This is a genomic window from Streptomyces sp. NPDC045026, assembly GCF_056432625.1.
This window is the reverse complement of the sequence record NZ_JBWKIS010000003.1, coordinates 506,745-522,924: the sequence shown is the minus strand read 5'-3', so window position 1 is coordinate 522,924 and position 16,180 is coordinate 506,745. Positions and strand designations below refer to the sequence as shown.

Sequence of the window (16,180 nt, the reverse complement as noted above, 5' to 3'; positions counted from 1 at the left end):
GTGAGGCAAGCGAGGGGAGCGCGCCGGGTGCGGTCGCTGGGGTCCGGTGTTCCGACCGGTGGGTCCCAGCTTCAGCCGACGCGCTTTCCAAGTACGAGAATTCGGGTGCGCATGGCATTGACCCTCTCCCCGGCACACTGTGCGTGTCAAGTAGGTGGGACGGGAGTCTCATCATGTGAGCGCAGCAGGGTCGTCCGGCCGGACGGCGAGGGTACGCCCGCGAACACCGGCTCGGCCGGACCGCTCGGCACCGGGTAGTTCCCCGAGGCCAGGGCACGGCGCAGTCGGTACTCGTCGAGCGGCCCGGAGAAGGCCATCCCTTGTCCATGTGTGCATCCCATGTCGCGCAGCGCGACGACCTGCTCGGGCAGGTCGACCCCGTCGGCCACGGACTTCAGGCCGAGGTCGCCGGCGATGCGCAGCAGGCCACTGGTGATCTTGTGCAGGCGGGCGGATTCCACCACTCCTTCTACAAGGCTGCGGTCGAGTTTCAGTACATCGACAGGGAGCCTGCGCAGCGCCGTGATGGCCGCGTATCCGCTGCCGAAGCCGTCCAGGGCGATCCGGACGCCGAGTCTGCGCAGCGCGGTGAGGCGGCGCTCCAGCTCGTCCAGGGGCACCCTGGGGTCGCTGTCGGCCAGCTCGATGACCAGCGCGCCCGAGGGCAGCCCGTGGCGGGTGAGGAGCGCCTCGATGGAGCCGAGGGGCAGCGACCGGTCGAGGAGCCTGCGGGCGCCGATCCGGACGGTCACGGGCACGGCATGGCCTCCGCAGCCCCGCCCGGCGGCCTGCTCGACGGCCTCCTCCAGCATCCAGCGGCCGAGCTCGGCGGTCCGCTCGCCCTCCTCGGCGGTCCGCAGGAACTCGGCGGGCGTGAACAGGATGCCCTGATGCGAGCGCCAGCGGGCCTGCGCGGCGACCGAGGTGATCCGGCCCGTGGCGAGCGAGACGACCGGCTGGTGCAGCAGGGCGAACTCGCCCTCGTGCAGGGCGGTGCGCAGCCGCGTGGCGAGCTCCGCCTTGCGGACGACGTCGGCCTGCATCTGGGGCGCGTACAGCTCCACGCGCCCCTTGCCGGCTGCCTTCGCCCGGTACATCGCCAGATCCGCGTTGCGCAACAACTCGCCTGCGGATACGTCGGGTTCGGCGAAGGCGACGCCGATGGAGGCGGCCACCCGGACATCGTTGCCGTCGATGCCGTACGGCTGCGAGAGGGTGACCCTGAGGCGGTCCGCGAGCTCGTAGATGTGCTGCTCGCGCGCGGTGTCGTCGCGGCTGCCGTCGCCGACGATCAGTGCCGCGAACTCGTCGCCTCCCAGGCGGGCGGCGGTGTCTCCGGAGCGCACGGATTCGGCCAGCCGTCGGGCGGCCTGGACGAGGAGTTCGTCGCCCGCCTGGTGGCCGATGGTGTCGTTGACCTGCTTGAAGCCGTCGAGGTCGATGAAGAGGACGGCTGTGCCGCGGTCGGTGGCGCGGCGGCCTCCCAGCGCGTGGCCGACCCGCTTGGTGAACAGGGCGCGGTTGGGCAGGTCGGTGAGCGGGTCGTGCTCGGCGTTGTGCTGCAACTGCGCCTGGAGACGCACCCGTTCGGTGACGTCCCGGCTGTTGAGGATGAGGCCGCCGTGGTGGCGGTTGATCGTCGACTCCACGTTCAGCCAGGCGCCGGCGCCGGAGCGGAAGCGGCACTCGATCCGGGTCGTGGGCTCCTCGATCTGGCTCGCCGCGAGGAAGCGGCGCACTTCGTGGACCACGCGCCCGAGGTCCTCGGGATGGATGATCGAGGCGAGCTCGGACCCGACGAGTTCCTCGGCGTCGCGCCCGTAGACCCCGGCGGCGGCCGGACTGACGTATCTCAGGATGCCGTTCGGCGCGGCGATCATGATGACGTCGCTGGAGCCCTGCACCAGGGAGCGGAAGTGGTTCTCCTTCTGCGCCAGCTCCTGGGTGAGGGTGATGTTGTCGAGGAGCATGATGCCCTGGCGGACGACGAGGGCCAGGACGACCGTGCAGGCCGTGAAGAGGACCACACGGTCGACGCTGTGGCCGTTCAGGACGTTGTAGAGGATCCCCAACGTGCAGACGGCGGCGGCCAGATAGGGAGTGAGCGCCCCGAGCGATCCGGAGATGGGGCGGGTGACCTGGTACCGCGCGAAGGCGGGTCCTTCGTCGGGCTCCCCGCCCCTCGGCCCCACCCAGGGCGCGCACGCGAGAAGCAGCGATCCCGCGAACCAGCCGGCGTCGAGGATCTCCCCCGAGCGGTAACTCGCGTGCAGCAGGGGCGAGGTGAACAGCGCGTCACACATCACGGTCAGGGCGAGCGCGCCGATCGCGGTGTTCACCGCCGTGCGGTTGCCGGGCGAGCGGCGGAAGTGCAGCGCGAGCACCATGCTGACCAGCACGATGTCGAGGAGCGGGTACGCGAGGGAGAGCGCGGTGCGGGTGACGCTCTGCCCCTCGAACCGCGCGGTGTGCACGAGGGCGAGGCTCCAGGACAGCGTGATCAGCGAGCCGGCGATGAGCCAGGCGTCGAGCGCAAGACAGACCCAACCGGCCTTGGTGAAGGGGCGCTTGGCGAGAACGAGCAGCCCCACGATGGCGGGCGGCGCGAAGCACAGGAAGAAGAGGTCGGCGAGGCTCGGCGTCGGCACGGGGCGCTGGAGGACGACCTCGTACCAGCCCCACACCCCGTTTCCCAGGGACGCCATGGCGGAGGAGACCGCGAACAGGACCCAGGCCGGTCGAAAGCGGCTGCGCCGGCTGCGCGCGTAAGCGAAGTTCGACACGGCGGCGACCGCGGCGGCGGCGCTGAGTCCGAAGTCACCCATGAACAGGGCGAGTCGGTCGGATCCCCAGCCGAGCGCGGATCCCGTGGCGTACCCGGTGCACAGGAGGGCGAGCGTGAGCTGTGAGGCGAGGCCGGTCCCTCCGCCCTGGAACAGGCCACGGCCGGTGAGCACGGCTCCGGGGGCGCTCACGTGGACACTCCGGTCCGTGCCGCCCCCGTGTCCCGGTGTCCGTGCCCTGCTTGCTGAGGCCTCCGGCGTCCGCCGCTCCTGTGGCGTCCGCCCCTGCGGCTGCCGAGGCAGCTGGGTCGGCTTCTGCGGACCGGTGCGCGCGCGGGTCGTCGCCGGCTGCCCCGCCGAGTCGGATCGTTCGCCCATAGGCCGTGCATCGCCCGTCGCCCCCCTCGCAGTCCCGGTGTCCGTCCCCGGCGCCGAACTCTCCACGGCGCTACCCCAGTCGGGACGATACACCAGACTCGTCACTCAGGGACATAGTCTCTCTACTCTCCGTGACGACCAGCGGCGATGTGCGCACGGGGCGCATCCGAGCGGGCGCGGAGCGTGTGCGGGGGCGCGCGAAGTCGGGCCGGGAGGCCCCGGACCGGCCTCTCCTGAACCCGCCTCGGTTCGTCGTCCGTCGGTGATCGGTTCGTTGGTGATCAGTTCGTCGGTGATCAGGCCGCCGGTGATCAGGCCGTCCGTGATCAGGCCGTTCGTCAGTCTGTGGTCAGTCCGTCGTCAGGACGACGTTCTCGAGCGGCTCTCCCGCCGCGAACCGGGTCAGCTGAGCGGCGAGCAGACGCTTGGCCCGCGGCCAGAAGGCGGATGTGGAGCCGCCGACGTGCGGGCTGACGAGTACCCCCGGAGCGTGCCACAGCGGGTGGCCCTGGGGCAGGGGTTCGGGATCGGTGACGTCGAGCGCGGCGGTGATCCGGCCGCTCTCCAGTTCGGCCAGGAGTGCCTCGGTGTCGACGACGGCCCCGCGCGCGACGTTCACGAGCAGGGCGCCGTCCTTGAGTCGCGCCAGGAAGGGGGCGTTCGCGAGACCACGCGTCGCGTCGTTGAGCGGCGTCGAAAGGATCACCACGTCCGCGTCGGGGAGCAGCGCGGGCAGTTCGGTGAGCGGGTGCACGGGGCCGCGCGCGGTCGTGCGGGCGGAGCGCGCGACGCGCACCACCCGCGCGCACTCGAAGGGAGCGAGCCGGTCCTCGATGGCGGAGCCGATCGACCCGTAACCGACGATCAGTACGTTCTTGTCGGCGAGCGCCGGATAGAAACCGGAGCGCCACTCCTCGCTCTCCTGTCCCCGCACGAAGCCGGGGATGCCCCTCAGGGACGCCAGGATCAGGGCGAGGGTGAGCTCGGCGGTGCTCGCCTCGTGCACGCCGCGCGCGTTGCACAGCTGCACGCACGACGGGAGCGACTTGAGGCCTCCCTGTACGTGGTCGATGCCGGCGGAGAGTGTCTGTACGGCCCGTACGGACGTCATCTCGGCCATGGGACGTACGCCGACGTCCGCGCCCTTCATGTAGGGGACCACGTAGAAGGCGCAGTCGGCCGGGTCGGCGGGGAAGTCGGGGCCGCCGTCCCAGAAGCGGTAGTCGAGCCCGCCGGGAAGCCCGGGGACCTCGTCTTCACGGAACGGGAGCCATACGTCGGCGGATACCTCAGCACTCATGGTCAGGAGGCTAATGGGAGGTGGGCTGTGCGCGGCGGGCCGGGTCCCAGAGGTTAGTTTGGGTGCCTCTCGAACACGCAGGGGGAGGCTACTTCCAGGTGGAGCGCAGGACGATCGGGGCGGCAGCGCTCGAGGTGGGCGCGATCGGGCTCGGGTGCATGCCGATGAGCTGGGCCTACACCGGCTCGCGGCAGCGGGGGGACGAGTCCGTACGCACCGTGCATGCCGCGCTGGACCGGGGGTCGACCCTGCTGGACACGGCGGACATGTACGGGCCGTTCACGAACGAGCTGCTGCTCGGGCGGGTCCTGAAGGAGCGCCGCGGCGACGCCTTCGTGTCGACCAAGTGCGGGCTGCTCGTCGGGGAGCAGCACATCGTCGCCAACGGCCGTCCCGGGTATGTGAAGCGGGCCTGCGACGCGTCGCTGCGGCGGCTCCAGACCGACACCATCGATCTGTACCAGCTGCACCGCGCCGACCCCGAGGTGCCCGTCGAGGAGACGTGGGGCGCCATGGCGGAGCTGGTGGGCGCCGGGAAGGTGCGGGCGCTCGGGCTGTGCGCGGTGGGGGCGCGGGCGGCGCGCAGGGGCGGGGCCGGGCTGCATGCGGGAACGATCCAGCAGCTGGAGCGGGTGCAGCAGGTGTTCCCGGTGAGTGCAGTGGAGGCCGAGCTCTCGGTGTGGTCGCCGGAGGCCCTGGAGGCGCTGCTGCCGTGGTGCGAGGCGCGGGGCGTGGGGTTCCTCGCGGCCATGCCGTTGGGCAACGGCTTCCTCACGGGCACGCTGACGCCGGGGCAGGGCTTCGAACCCGACGATCTGCGGGCCCGGCATCCCCGGTTCATCGCGGAGATGATGGCGGCCAACCAGCCGATCGTGGCGGGCCTGCGCCGGATCGCCGCGCGGCACGGGGAAGCGGTGACTCCGGCGCAGGTGGCGCTGGCGTGGGTGCTGGGACGCGGGCGACACGTGGTGCCGGTGCCGGGCGCCAAGCGGGAGCGGTGGGCGGTGGAGAACGCGGCGGCGGCGGAGCTGCGGCTCACGGACCGTGACGTGGCGGAGATCGGGGAGCTGCCGCGGGCACGCGGGTCCTGGGACTGAGGAGACCGTTAGGGGGGCTTGAGGCTGGGGATGCGAGAGCGGGGGCGGGATCAGGTTGCTCCGAACGCGTCGGGGTTGATCGGGAACCTGCGGGGTGGCTGCGGTGTATGAACAGTAGAACCGCAGCGCAGAACAGCAGCCCAGTCCGCGGCGTCGAGGGGATCCGATCGTGCAACGTCCAGGTGTGCAGCCCATGTTGGCCGTGGTGGCCTGCGCCTCGATCCTGTTCGCGGCGGGGTGTTCCTCGGGTGACGACAGTCCGTCGGACAGCCGGCACAGCGCCTCCCCCGGCTCGTCCGCTTCCGGGAGCTCGGGGGGCGACACCGGTCCGGCGAAGGGCTCGGTGAGAGTGGTACGCACGGTCGCCGAGGGCCTGAATTCCCCCTGGGGCCTGGCCCCGCTACCGGGCGGCGGACTGCTGGTGTCCTCGCGGGACGAGGCGACAATCACGCGGGTCGACACGAAGACGGGCAAGAAGACCGAGGTCGGCACCGTGCCCGGGGTGGTCCCTGGGGGCGAGGGCGGACTGCTCGGACTGGCCCTCTCCCCGTCGTTCGCCTCGGACCACTGGCTCTACGCGTACTTCACCGCGCAGTCGGACAACCGCATCGTGCGGATGCGGTACGACGCGAAGAAGCCGCCCGGTGATCAACTGGGTGCGCCCGAGACGGTGTTCACGGGTATCCCGAAGGGCTCGAACCACAACGGCGGGCGCATCGCGTTCGGCCCGGACAAGCTGCTCTACGTGGGCACGGGCGAGACGTACGTGAAGAAGTACGCCCAGGACAAGAAGTCCCCGGGCGGCAAGATCCTCCGGATGACCCCGGACGGGAAACCGGCGCCAGGAAACCCCTTCGGCGACTCCGTGGTCTATACGTACGGTCACCGAAACGTCCAGGGGCTCGCCTGGGACAAGGACAAGCGGCTGTGGGCGTCGGAGTTCGGCCAGGACACGTGGGACGAGCTCAACCTGATCGAGCCGGGTGACAACTACGGCTGGCCCGTTGTGGAGGGCAAGAGCGGCAGGTCCGGCTTCCACGATCCGGTGGCCGTGTGGCACACGTCCGAGGCATCCCCGAGCGGGATCGCCTACGCGGAGGGCTCGATCTGGATGGCGAGCCTGAGAGGCGAGCGGCTGTGGCGGATCCCCGTGCGGGGGGCGAAGGTGGCGGACACGCCCCAGTCCTTCCTCATCGACGAGGCGACCGAGCAGGGCAGGTACGGGAGGTTGCGCACGGTGGTCGCCGCGGGCAGGAACAAGCTGTGGCTGACGACGAGCAACACGGACTCACGAGGTACGCCGCGCAAGGGCGACGACCGGATCCTGGAACTGGAGGTGTCCTGAGGGGCGGGGCCCGATCCCGGCGGGGGTAGGACGCGCTCAGCTCCGGTCATCGGACGGGGCGGTGGGGTCGAGGTCAGGCGCGGAGTCATGGCTCGGGTCGGGGCCGGGGCCGGTCTTCGGGGTCGCGCCCGCCTCGGGGGTCCGCTCAGGAAGTGGCTCGGGCTCGGCTGTCGGCTCCGGTGAGGCCTGGGCAGGGACGCGGACGACCACCTTGCCGGAGGTGAGGTCTATCGGGCCGCGCCCGGGATCGCCGTCGTTGAGGTCGACGCGAGTCAGCTCCAGCCGTTTGCGCTCCTCGTTGGTGTGCTTGCGGCCGGGCGAGAAAAGCTCCTCGAACATGTTGAACACGACGCCTCCGGGTGGCCGAGACCTCCGTCCAGCGTACGACAGTGCGAATTTTCACCCTTCGTGGCGATCCGGTGTGGTTCGGGGCGGGCCGAGTCCCGGCCCGGTCGTCAGCCCGTCGGCGCGAAGAGCCTCAGGCGGTGGGCCAGAGCGGCTGCCTCACCGCGGCCGGCGACGCCCAGTTTGGCGAGGATGTTGGAGACGTGGACGCTCGCCGTCTTCGGGGAGATGAAGAGCTCCTCGGCGATCTGGCGGTTGCTGCGTCCTGCGGCGACGAGGCGCAGGACGTCGCGTTCGCGGCTGGTGAGGCCGAGTTCCTCGGCGGGGTCGGCCGGGGCCTGGGGGCGTGGTGCGGCGCGGTTCAGGGTGAGGCGGGCGCGCTGGGCGAGGAGGGCGACCGCTTCGGTGAGCGGGCGCGCTCCGAGGTGGTCGGCGACGGCGCCGGCGAGCCGCAGCAGTTCCGTGGCCCGCTCCCGCTCGTCGTCGAAGGTGGCGGCTGCCGTGAGGAGGGACTCCGCCGCGCGGAAGCGGACGCGGGCGAGGTCGTAGGGGCGGTCGAGCGACTCGAAGGTGGTGAGGGGATGGGACCAGTCGTCAGGGGTGTCGCGGCCTTCGGCGCGCAGGAGTTCGGCGCGGACCCACTGCTCGTGGGCGAGCCACACGGGCATGGGGGTGACCAGGCGCTTCGCAGCGGTGCGGATGCGGTCGACGGCTCCGGCGCGGCCGGGCTCCGCGGCCGGCAGGCCCCGTGCGTCGGTCTCGGCGACGGCGGCCGCGACGAGGAGGGGCCAGGCATAGCGCTGGTTGCTCGGCGGGATGCCGTCGGCCACGACGCGGGCGAGTTCGGTGCGGGCGTCGAGGAGTCCCTGGGTGCCGCCCGCGGCCGCCGCGATGCCCACGGCGAGGGCGGACAGGGGCAGGGTGTACTGGGGCATCGTGTCGTGGGTGCCGTAGTGGGCGCGGGCGGCGGCGAGCTGGGCCGCCGCCTCGGCGTGGTCGCCGCGGCCGAGGGCCACGGTCGCGAGACGGGTGGCGGCCGTGCCGCGGGGCTTGGCACTCAGGGCGGAGGACCGCAATGCCGTGTCGACAGCGGCCTCGGCCTCGGTCCAGCGGCCCAGGGAGGTGAGGGACTCGGCCATGTTGGTGAGGACCCAGCCCTCCGTGTCGAGGAGGCCGTAGCGGCGGCACAGGCCCATGCCCGATTCGGCGACGGTCACGGACTCGAGGGAGCGGCCCGCGCCCTCCAGGACGGAGGCGAGGTTGATGTGGACGCGGCCGACCTGCGGGACGAGGCCGATCTCGACGACGCGGTCGCGGACGGCGTGCATCTCGGCGAAGCCGCGGTCGGCATCGCCCGCGTCGACGAGGAGGCCGCCGAGAGTGAGTCTGGCGTTCAGCTCGATGTCCTCGGCCTTGACCATGCGGGCGTACTCGACGGCCCGTTCGGCGGCGGCCAGGGTCTCTTCGCCGGGCTCGTGGAGCATGCCCCAGGAAGCGACGTTGGTGAGGACCTCGGCGTGCACCTCGGACGGCGGCAGTCCGCGTACGAGTTCCTGGGCGGTGGCGATCTCGGCCCAGCCGTCACCGCGGCCGAGGGACGGGACGAGACGGGAGCGCTGGATCCAGAACCAGGCGGCGCGCAGTGGGTCCTTCTCCTCGTCGGCGTCGTCGATGAGGCGCAGGGCGCGTTTGATGATTTTCAGGGCGCGTTCGCGTTCACCGCACAGGCGGCCGGCGACGGCGGCCTCGGCCATCAGATCGAGGTAGCGCAGGGGGGTGGTGGCGGGATCGCAGCCGCAGGGCGGATAGACCTCGGTGTAGTCGACGGGGCGCAGTTCGGCGCGGATGTCCTCGGGGGTCTCGTCCCAGAGGTTCATCGCCCGTTCCAGGAGCCGCAGTTGCTCGGAGTAGGCGTGCCGGCGGCGGGCTTCGACGGACGCGTCGAGGACGGCGGGCAGGGCCTTGGCCGGGTCGTGGGCGTGGTACCAGTAGCTCGCGAGGCGCGTGACGCGTTCGTCGGCGCGGACGAGCGAGGGGTCGGCCTCGAGCGCCTCGGCGTAGCGGCGGCTGAATCGGGAGCGTTCGCCCGGCAGGAGGTCGTCGCCGACGGCCTCGCGGACCAGGGAGTGGCGGAAGCGGTAGCCGTCCCCGTCGGGGGTGGCGAGCAGGATATTGGCGCCGACGGCGGCGCGCAGGGCCTCGATCAGTTCGTCCTCGCCGAGCCGGGCGACGGCGGCGAGCAGCGCGTACTCGACGGTGGAGCCGCCCTCGGCGACGATCCTGGCCACGCGCTGGGCGTCGTCGGGAAGGCTCTCCACACGGACGAGGAGCACGTCGCGCAGTGTCTCGGACAGGCCGGTGCAGCTGCCCTCGCTGGTGGCGACGGCCAGTTCCTCGACGAAGAACGCGTTTCCGTCGGAGCGCTCGAAGATGTCGTCGACCTGGGCCTGTTCGGGCTCGGCCGCGAAGATCCCGGCGATCTGGCGGGACACCTCGTCGCGGCTGAACCGGTCGAGTTCGAGGCGGGTGACGGTGCGCAGGCGGTCGAGTTCGGCGAGGAGCGGGCGCAGCGGGTGGCGGCGGTGGATGTCGTCGGCGCGATAGGTGGCGAGGATGACGAGGCGGCCGCTGCGCAGCGTGCGGAAGAGGTAGGAGAGGAGGTGGCGGGTGGAGGCGTCGGCCCAGTGAAGGTCTTCCAGGACGACGAGGACGGTGCGGTCGGCGGCGACGCGCTCCAGGAGACGGGCCGTCAGCTCGAAGAGCCGGGCCATGCTCTCCTCGTCGTGGCGTCCGTCGCGTCCGGTCGGCGCCGGGGAGAGTTCGGGCAGGAGCCGTGCGAGTTCGGTCTCCTGTCCGGCGGCCGCCGCGACGAACTCCTCGGGCAGCAGCCGGCGAAGGGCCCGCAGGGCGGTCGAGAAGGGGGCGAACGGAAGCCCGTCCGCACCGATCTCGACGCATCCGCCGAGCGCGACGACGGCGCCCTCGCGGCGTGCGGCGAGCGCGAACTCCTCGACGAGACGGGTCTTGCCGACCCCCGCCTCACCCCCGAGCAGCATGGCCTGCGGCTCCCCCGTGGTGGCACGGGCGAGCGCCTTGTTGAGTACGCCCAGTTCACCGGCGCGGCCGACGAACACCGGGCTGACGCACCTGGTCTCCACAGGGGCGAGCATCGCACAGGGATCCGACTGCGCGGCACCCGTTATCGCCAACGGCGGAGCCGGGCGCGGGTCAGGTGCGTCGAGACGCCTGTCAGATGTGTGGAAGTCGAGGTGACCGTCAAGCGCGTGGAAGCCAAGGTGACTGTCAGGCGCGTGGAAAGGGAGGACCACCCGCGCGTGGCCCTCCCCCGGCTCTGCCTTCATCGTCAGGCCGCGCGGGCGAAACGGGAGCGGAGCGAGCGCGGACTGCTCACCCGCCCCTCCGCGTCCTGGCCGGCAGAGCCGGCGCGGCGCTCCGCGCGCCGGTTGCGCCGGGCTTCACGGGCCTCGCGGACCAGGCGGCTGTGCTCGGCCTGGCGGACCAGTTCGGCGGCGCGGACCTGGTGGATCTCGTACTCGTACATCTGGTGCTCCTGGTGGTGAGTGGTGGTGGGCTTCGCTTTCTGCGATGCCTCAACACTCGTCTCCCAGGGGGGTCCGCCACATCGGGAGAGTGCCGCATGTTCCGGGTGCGGGGGGCCTTAGACGTACCTCAGAGGTCCTCAGAAAAGTCTGAGGTGCCCCCGACGCACGTCTCAGGAAACAGGAACCAGGAGTCAGGTATCAGGAATCAGGAAGAGGCCGAGGGGAGAGCCATCAGAACGTCGGTGTACTTCGCCACGGCGAGGATCAGACCGAGAGCGCCGAGGGAGAAACCGGCCCAGGCGACCGACTTGATCCACACGGCCTGCGGCCTGCCGGGGGCGCCGAACGCGGGCCTCGCCAGGACGACCGCGGCGACGATCAGCGCGAGGAGCGCGAAGACCCCGCCGACCAGGGCGGTGGCGTGCCACGAGTCGCCGTAGACCTCGGAGACCTGCTTGGCGACGCTCGCGCCCTGCGAGGTCTGGAGCTGGCCGATCAGGGACTCGCGGGCCGAGGCGACGGTCGCGACCCAGCTGCCGCTGAGCGCGACGACGCCGAGTGCGGCGGAGACGACGGCGCCGGCGCCCTGCCCCACGCCGGAGGAGTTCTCCACGGGCTCGGCGGACGCGAACGGCTCGTCGTCCAGGTCCGCGTCAGTGCCGTCGGTGACCTCGGCGGCATCGGTGGTGTCAGTTTCCTTGGTGACCTGAGTGACCTCAGGGGTCCCGGCGGCCTCCGGGGCATCGGCGGTGGTGGCCTCGGGGGTCTCGGCCGTGTCGGGCGTCTCGACCGTCTCGTCATCAGTCTTCGTAACCATGCCCCGCACCGTACGGACGGAGTCTGAGAGCTCTCTTAACGAGCTGAGTCCGGGCTGAGTCCGGCCTGTGCCGGGCCTGTGCCGGGCCTGTGCAGGGTCTGTGGGTGGCCGGGGCACTCATCCGATCAGGCACATGCCAGTACATATCGTTAGAATTCGAGCATGGCAGAGCGGCCAGTCTCGCCGACTGCGCCCGAGCTTGTGCTCGAAACCGATGCGGGACCCACGGTGATGAGTCCGAGCAGGGACTACCACGTCGGCCGCGACCCCCTGAGTGACATCGTCATCGACGACGTCCGCGTCTCGTGGCACCACGCGGTGCTCCGGCCCGTCGCCGACCACTGGTCCCTCGAGGACGAGGACAGTACGAACGGCACCTACACCGGGGGCAGGCGCATCCACGAGTCCGGGGTGGGAGCGGGCACGGTCATCCGGTTCGGTCACCCCGCCGACGGGCCGCGCGCCGTACTGGTCGGCCATGAGCCGCCGCCGGCACCCAAGTCCGTAACGGAACACCCGGCGGATCAAGTGCCGGACCATATTCCTGATCACGTACTCGATCAGGTGGCGGCGGCACCCGGCCGCGCCGAACGGCCCTCGTCCGTGTCCATGCCCGGCGCGACCGGCACGTTCCGGCGGCCGTCCACCGTGCGGCCGCTGCCGGCCCGCACCGTTCACATCGGCCGCAGCACCGACAACGATCTCGTCGTCGACGACCTGACCGTCTCCCGCCGCCACGCGGAACTGCGGGCGCAGCCCGACGGCACGTACGAGATCGTCGACCTCGGCTCGCACAACGGCACCTTCCTCAACGGCTCGACCGTCTCCCGCGCCCGGGTCTCACCCGGGGACATCGTGGGTATCGGCCACTCCGCGTTCTGCCTGGTCGGCGACACGCTGCAGGAGTTCGTCGACACCGGCGAGGTCTCGCTCGACGTCCAGGGCCTGGCGGTCACCGTGGACCGGGGCCGCAAGACGCTGCTCGATCACGTCTCGTTCCCGGTCGGCGAGAAGTGTCTGCTCGCCGTCGTGGGCCCCAGCGGCGCCGGCAAGTCCACGCTGCTCAACGCGCTGACCGGACTGCGCCCCGCCGACCAGGGCACGGTGCTGTACGACGGCCGCGACCTGTACCGCGACTACGCGGAGCTGCGCCAGCGCATCGGGCTCGTACCGCAGGACGACATCCTGCACTCCCAGCTGACCGTGCACCGGGCCCTCGGCTACGCGGCCGAACTCCGCTTCCCGCAGGACACCGCACGGTCCGAGCGGCGCGACCGCGTCGACGAGGTCGTCCGCGAACTGGGCCTCGAACAGCGGGCGGCGCAGCCCATCCACAGCCTCTCCGGCGGTCAGCGCAAGCGCGTGAGCGTCGCCCTCGAACTGCTCACGAAGCCGTCCCTGCTCTTCCTCGACGAGCCGACGTCCGGGCTGGACCCGGGCATGGACCGCTCGGTGATGAACATGCTGCGCGGCCTCGCCGACGACGGGCGGACCGTCATCGTCGTCACCCACAGCGTCCTCAGCCTGGAGGTGTGCGACCGGCTGCTGGTGCTCGCCCCCGGCGGGAAGATCGCGTTCTACGGGCCGCCGGGGGACGCGCTCGGGTTCTTCGGTTTCGAGGAGTGGCCGGAGGCGTTCGAGGCCTTCGAGAACGACCGGGACCGCCCCTGGGCGGAGGACTACAGCACGTCCCTGTTCCACCGTCAGTACATCGTGAACTCCACGGCGCAGCCCCGGGTGCCGAACGCCCCGTCGGCGGAGGTCGCCCCGCCGCCGAGGACGCGGAGCTGGGGCGCGCAGCTGCGGACCCTCGTACGGCGGTACGCGGCCGCGCTGAGCGCCGACCGGACCTTCCTCGCCATCATGATCGCGCTGCCGTTCGTGATGGGTGCGATGGTCCGTGCGCTGGCCGGCAGCCGCCTCACCCAGGAGTCGGCGATGAACGCGCTGCTCCTGCTGTGTGTGGGCGGTGTGCTCACGGGCGCCGCCAACGCCGTGCGCGAGCTGGTCAAGGAACGGGTGATCTACCAGCGGGAACGTGCCGTCGGGCTGTCCAGATCCGCGTACCTGATGTCCAAGGTCGTCGTTCTCGGCGCCATCACGGTGCTCCAGGCCGTCGTCCTGACGCTGGTCGGGCTCGTCGGTGTCGACCTCAACGCGCCGGGTGGCAAGGGGGTGTTGATGCCTCCGCTCGTGGAGATCACGCTCACCGTGGCACTCCTGTCGTTCACGGCGATGATGCTCGGCCTGCTCGTCTCCGCCCTGGTGCGCAAGGAGGAGGTCACCATGCCGCTCCTGGTGCTCCTCGCGATCATCCAGGTCGTGTTCTGCGGTGCGCTGCTCAAGCTGCACGGGGTGCCCGGGATCGAGCAGTTGTCGTGGCTGGTTCCGTCGAGGTGGGCGCTGGGCGCGATGGCGGGCACGGTCGGTCTGTCCCGGATCGTGCCGGGGAAGCTGACGAGCGACCCCCTGTTCGAGCACTCCGCCGGGGTGTGGCTGCTCAACATGGGGATGCTGGTCGTGCTCTCGGTCGTCTTCGGATTCGCCGTCGCACGCCTGCTGCGCCGGCACGAGCCCGCCATCATGCGGAAGTAGCGGAGAGGCAGCGGAGAGGCGCCCATGGCGACACCGGAATTCCGCCCCACCCATGTCGTGCCCCCGGACGGGCTGCCCGCCTGGGAGGAGCCGGACGTGTCCCGGCCGACGCAGCCCCTCGACCCGTTGCTCCCGGTCGAGTTGGTCGACCGGCGCGCGGACTGGGGCCGGATCGTGTGCGCCAACGGCTGGTCGGCGTGGGTCGACGGGCGCCTGCTCGTCGCCGTGCCGCACGACCCGCCGGAGGCCGGAAAGCCGATGGCCCGCACTGCGGATCCGCGACCGCTGATGGCGCGCGTCGAGGAGGCGGCGGGCCAGTACCGGCGCGCCGCGCGGGAACTGGCCGAGGAGCGCATCGACGGGGAGACGTTCCGGCGCCGCACGCAGGGGCTGCGGGTGGGGATGGTCGTCGACGGCGAGGCGGTGTGGCTGTACGACGCCGAGCACGAGCGCTGGGTGTACTGCGACGGTACGCAGCTGAGTACGTACGCGGCGGAGGCGGGCCCTGGGCGCCCGAGCGCGGCGACATCGGCGCCCGCGCACCCGGCGGACCCTGAACCCGCGCACCACTCGGACCCTGAACCAACCGGCATCGCGGACCCTGAACCCACGGGCGTCGCGGGCCCGACACAGGCCGGCGTCGCGGACCCGACACAGGCCGGCGGCTCGGGCCCGGACGAGAACGCCGACGGCCCCGGCCCCGGCCCGGACAAGAACCCCACAGGCCCCGGCCCGGACGAGACCCTCGATGGGGCACCCCCCACCCCGAACGAGACCCCGACCCCGACTCCGGCCCAGACCCCGCCCCCCAAGCCCCCCGAACCCACGCGCGTCGTGGACCCCGGGCAGATGACCGGCTACGACGCGGACGAGCGCGAGCGCAGCGCCCAAGGGCCGGGTGACCGGTGATGGTGGACGATCCGCGGTTGCCCGCCGGACGGCCGTCCGATCTGATCGGGCGGCAGATCGCCGGGTACCGCGTGGAGTGCGAGATCGGCCGGGGCGGCATGGCGGTCGTCTACCGGGCCATGGACCTGCGCCTCGACCGCACCGTCGCGCTCAAGCTGCTCGCACCCGAACTCGCCCGTAACGACACCTTCCGCAAACGGTTCACGCACGAGTCGCGCGTCGCCGCCGCCATCGACCATCCGCACATCGTGCCGGTCTTCGAGGCGGGCGAGACCGAGGGCATCCTCTACATCGCCATGCGCTTCGTCGCGGGTCAGGACCTTCGCGCGCTCCTCGACCGCCAGGGGCCGCTGCCCGTGGGGACGGCAGTACGGATCGCCGCTCAGGTCGCGTCCGCGCTCGACGCCGCCCACGACCACGACCTGGTGCACCGGGTCGTGAAGCCGGGCAACGTCCTGGTCGCCGCGGGCACGGACAGCGATCACCCCGAGCACGTCTACCTCACGGACTTCGGCCTGACGAAGAAGTCGCTGTCCCTGACCGGGTTCACGTCCGTGGGCCAGTTCGTCGGCACGCTCGATTATGTGGCGCCCGAGCAGATCTCCGGCCGCCCCGTCGACGGCAGGTGCGACGTCTACAGCCTCGCCTGTGTCGTCCAGGAGACCCTGACCGGTCTGCCGCCGTTCCAGCGCGACGACGACATGGCGCTGCTGTGGGCCCACCAGTTCGACCCGCCACCGCCCCTGACCGGGCTGCGCCCCGAACTCCCCGCCGCCATGGACGCCGTACTCGCCAAGGCGCTGGCCAAGAGCCCGGACGACCGCTACGACTCGTGCCTCCAGTTCGTGGCGGCGCTGCGCGCGGCGGCGCGTGGCGGTGTCCGGGACAGCCATCCTCCGACGCGCGTGGACGGCCGGATCAGTGCGTGGTCTCCCACGGCCGAACCCCCGCCCGCACCCCCGCGATGGGCACTGCCGGTCTTCACCGGTCTCGTGCGCTGACCCCGCCCCTCATGTCTGACCCGCCCAACTCGCTGAACAGGCCCCGC

At 71.7% G+C, this 16,180-nt stretch carries 11 protein-coding genes; 5 read left to right on the top strand and 6 right to left on the bottom strand.

Translation table 11 applies throughout. From position 1 onward, the window contains the following. Nucleotides 1-146 precede the first annotated feature (146 nt). Together AC07EJ_RS09745 and AC07EJ_RS09740 are read right to left on the bottom strand one after the other, a co-directional pair. Nucleotides 147-3,161 carry a putative bifunctional diguanylate cyclase/phosphodiesterase gene (locus tag AC07EJ_RS09745; RefSeq protein ID WP_478884023.1) on the bottom strand — a complete coding sequence of 1,005 codons (3,015 nt, stop codon included), beginning with the start codon at nucleotides 3,159-3,161 and terminating at the stop codon, nucleotides 147-149. A 349-nt stretch (nucleotides 3,162-3,510) separates the two neighbouring features. Further along, on the bottom strand, nucleotides 3,511-4,461 hold the full coding sequence (locus AC07EJ_RS09740; protein WP_389478375.1) for a 2-hydroxyacid dehydrogenase: 951 nt from the start codon (nucleotides 4,459-4,461) through the stop codon (nucleotides 3,511-3,513). 98 nt (nucleotides 4,462-4,559) lie between these two features. Here AC07EJ_RS09740 and AC07EJ_RS09735 point away from each other — a divergent pair, with 98 nt between their 5' ends. Together AC07EJ_RS09735 and AC07EJ_RS09730 are read left to right on the top strand one after the other, a co-directional pair. Next, complete coding sequence (locus AC07EJ_RS09735) at nucleotides 4,560-5,558, top strand: aldo/keto reductase (RefSeq protein WP_389478398.1); 999 nt, start codon at nucleotides 4,560-4,562, stop codon at nucleotides 5,556-5,558. Between the two features lie 193 nt (nucleotides 5,559-5,751). After that, complete coding sequence (locus AC07EJ_RS09730) at nucleotides 5,752-6,903, top strand: PQQ-dependent sugar dehydrogenase (protein ID WP_389478374.1); 1,152 nt, start codon at nucleotides 5,752-5,754, stop codon at nucleotides 6,901-6,903. Between the two features lie 36 nt (nucleotides 6,904-6,939). Here the strand turns inward: AC07EJ_RS09730 and AC07EJ_RS09725 are convergent, their stop codons facing one another. The 4 genes from AC07EJ_RS09725 to AC07EJ_RS09710 all read right to left on the bottom strand — a co-directional run bounded on the left by AC07EJ_RS09725 (nucleotide 6,940) and on the right by AC07EJ_RS09710 (nucleotide 11,628). Next, nucleotides 6,940-7,242, bottom strand: coding sequence for a DUF6191 domain-containing protein (locus AC07EJ_RS09725; RefSeq protein WP_389478373.1), 303 nt, complete (start codon nucleotides 7,240-7,242; stop codon nucleotides 6,940-6,942). A gap of 116 nt (nucleotides 7,243-7,358) precedes the next feature. Then, complete coding sequence (locus AC07EJ_RS09720; protein WP_478884022.1) at nucleotides 7,359-10,418, bottom strand: helix-turn-helix transcriptional regulator; 3,060 nt, start codon at nucleotides 10,416-10,418, stop codon at nucleotides 7,359-7,361. A 194-nt stretch (nucleotides 10,419-10,612) separates the two neighbouring features. After that, entirely contained in the window at nucleotides 10,613-10,810 is a 198-nt protein-coding gene (locus AC07EJ_RS09715) for a hypothetical protein (RefSeq protein ID WP_389478371.1), read from the bottom strand. A gap of 206 nt (nucleotides 10,811-11,016) precedes the next feature. Continuing rightward, entirely contained in the window at nucleotides 11,017-11,628 is a 612-nt protein-coding gene (locus AC07EJ_RS09710; protein WP_389478370.1) for a hypothetical protein, read from the bottom strand. Between the two features lie 162 nt (nucleotides 11,629-11,790). On the opposite strand from AC07EJ_RS09710, the gene AC07EJ_RS09705 reads away from it, so the two are divergent. From AC07EJ_RS09705 to AC07EJ_RS09695, 3 genes are read left to right on the top strand one after another with little or no spacing between them, the layout of a single operon-like run. Beyond that, nucleotides 11,791-14,223 carry an FHA domain-containing protein gene (locus AC07EJ_RS09705; protein ID WP_389478369.1) on the top strand — a complete coding sequence of 811 codons (2,433 nt, stop codon included), beginning with the start codon at nucleotides 11,791-11,793 and terminating at the stop codon, nucleotides 14,221-14,223. Between the two features lie 24 nt (nucleotides 14,224-14,247). Further along, nucleotides 14,248-15,132: a hypothetical protein gene (locus tag AC07EJ_RS09700; protein ID WP_478884021.1), complete on the top strand. Its 885-nt coding sequence runs from the start codon at nucleotides 14,248-14,250 to the stop codon at nucleotides 15,130-15,132. Continuing rightward, entirely contained in the window at nucleotides 15,132-16,133 is a 1,002-nt protein-coding gene (locus AC07EJ_RS09695; RefSeq protein ID WP_478884020.1) for a serine/threonine-protein kinase, read from the top strand. Before AC07EJ_RS09700 ends, AC07EJ_RS09695 begins: the two co-directional genes overlap by 1 nt. Nucleotides 16,134-16,180: the final 47 nt, after the last annotated feature.